Genomic DNA, 1,733 nt, shown 5'->3' with positions numbered 1-1,733 from the left:
ATCCATAACCACCGGAAAGGGCTGCAGACCTTCCTTCAGGATGGCCGCGTCGAGATCGATTCCAACCGCGTCGAGAACCTGATCCGCCCGATCGCCCTGAGCCGCAAGAATGCCCTCTTCGCGGGACACGACGAGGGCGGCAAGACCTGGGGCCGTATCGCGTCCCTGATCGAGACCGCCAAAGTCAACGACGCCGAGCCCTTCGCCTACCTCAAGGCAACGCTCGAAGCGATCGCAGGCGGGCACCCCAAAAACCGCATCGACGACCTCCTCCCCTGGAACTTCCAGACGTCAAGCTGAAAAACCCGTGGGCCCCTATCACCAGGCCACACACCCAAGAAACGCCCGCGACCTGATCCCTAAAGCGCGGCAGTTCCAGTGAGGGGGGCGTTTCAGGCGCAGAAAATCTGCCGCTGATTTAGCCCCAACAGGCGCGGCGCCTCTCGTGAACAAGGACGCGCGGGTAGCCATCGTTACGGGGAATATCAGTCTCGCGGCTGTGGTCCCACCTATAGTCGGTTCTATTCATTTAAAGGCAGCGGGGCCTCACCGGCCCTCAAGCAGTGCAACTCCCGACCTTTGGGTGGCCGTGAGAAAACGCCGCAAGAAAGGTCTATCTACACCGCCATCAGAAGTGGACCCCGACGATATCGACTGGGATGAGCTGAGCGATCAGGATTGGTCGGACTGGAAGGTGGCGAAGGAAAAATTTGCTATTTACAACTATGAAAACCGGCAATATGCTGTACAAAGCAAACATACTAGAAATGGTGATGAAGTGACAAAAGAAAAAACTGAGGCATGGAAAGATGATCTTGAAGATATTATTAAAGAACAATATATAGTGATAAGTCCTTTTATCGAAGAAAGGGATTCGCACGAAAGATATGAAATTCTTCCTGTTCGCGAAATTTTTTTAGAAGACTTGGAATTAAACCCCTATGGAGTATATCAAGAAGTGTCGTGGGTATTGGATCTGCATGAGCATGTAGCAAACTGTCCAGACGAAACAGCCTTGCCGATCGAAATTGAATATTTTTTGTATGGTGAAGTTGGTGCATCAAATAAAATGAGAGAGTGGTGTTGGGAACTGGATGAGCTTTTGCTTAACGGCTTTCATCATGTATCTTTTTTAGCGACCGACTTGCAGGAGCACCTAGCAAAATGCCCCGACCCAGAGAATGAAACAGCCTATAAAATCAATAACACAATCAATGCTTGGGAGAGTCAAGGCGTAGACTTCTACAAAAAAGAGTTTGACGGAGATCAGGTGCGAAACCTTCTTTTGCACATCGCTAAAACAGATCACAAAATGCGTGAATTTAGCTTCAAAGTTCTTTTCACCCTCATGCAGGAAATGGGCTTCAGGAAATACAGGACAATCGACCGAAGCAAGCTTGCCGAAACGATTGGAAGTTACCACCCAAATGTAAGTAAAGTAATTTGGCACCTCACAGAAATTAATGTTCTTGAGGAAGGCCCCCTGAAAGGAAAAAGAAAAACACACAGATTAAACGGCAACCTTCCACCCAAAAAAAAGGATGAGGGTTTAACGACAGTATTCTACGACCCCAAATACTGGGATCCAACAAATGAAGATGAGGAAAATGAGTAAGAGTCTGACTCAAAATTCTTTTTAATGAAATCAATGGCTTGCGATTCTTCGAAGCAGGAGTTGGGTGGACGCCATATAGAGCCATGCAGTGGCGCTCTGGATGGTTCGCTCGAAATCC

General features: G+C 48.5%; 2 protein-coding genes. Both read left to right on the top strand.

Going from position 1 to position 1,733, the window contains the following annotated elements:
• A partial coding sequence (locus tag WGH93_RS13170) for a transposase domain-containing protein (RefSeq protein WP_374765334.1) occupies positions 1-300 on the top strand: 300 nt, incomplete at its 5' end.
• Positions 301-445: 145 nt separating this feature from the next.
• Positions 446-1,615, top strand: a complete 1,170-nt coding sequence (locus WGH93_RS13165) for a hypothetical protein (protein WP_374765333.1) — start codon at positions 446-448, stop codon at positions 1,613-1,615.
• Positions 1,616-1,733 lie beyond the last annotated feature (118 nt).

Source organism: Yunchengibacter salinarum (genome assembly GCF_037658235.1).
Taxonomy (GTDB): Bacteria; Pseudomonadota; Alphaproteobacteria; order Sphingomonadales; family Kordiimonadaceae; genus Yunchengibacter; species Yunchengibacter salinarum.
Note: the sequence above shows the minus strand (reverse complement) of the source record. Positions and strands in the feature narration are given on the sequence as shown.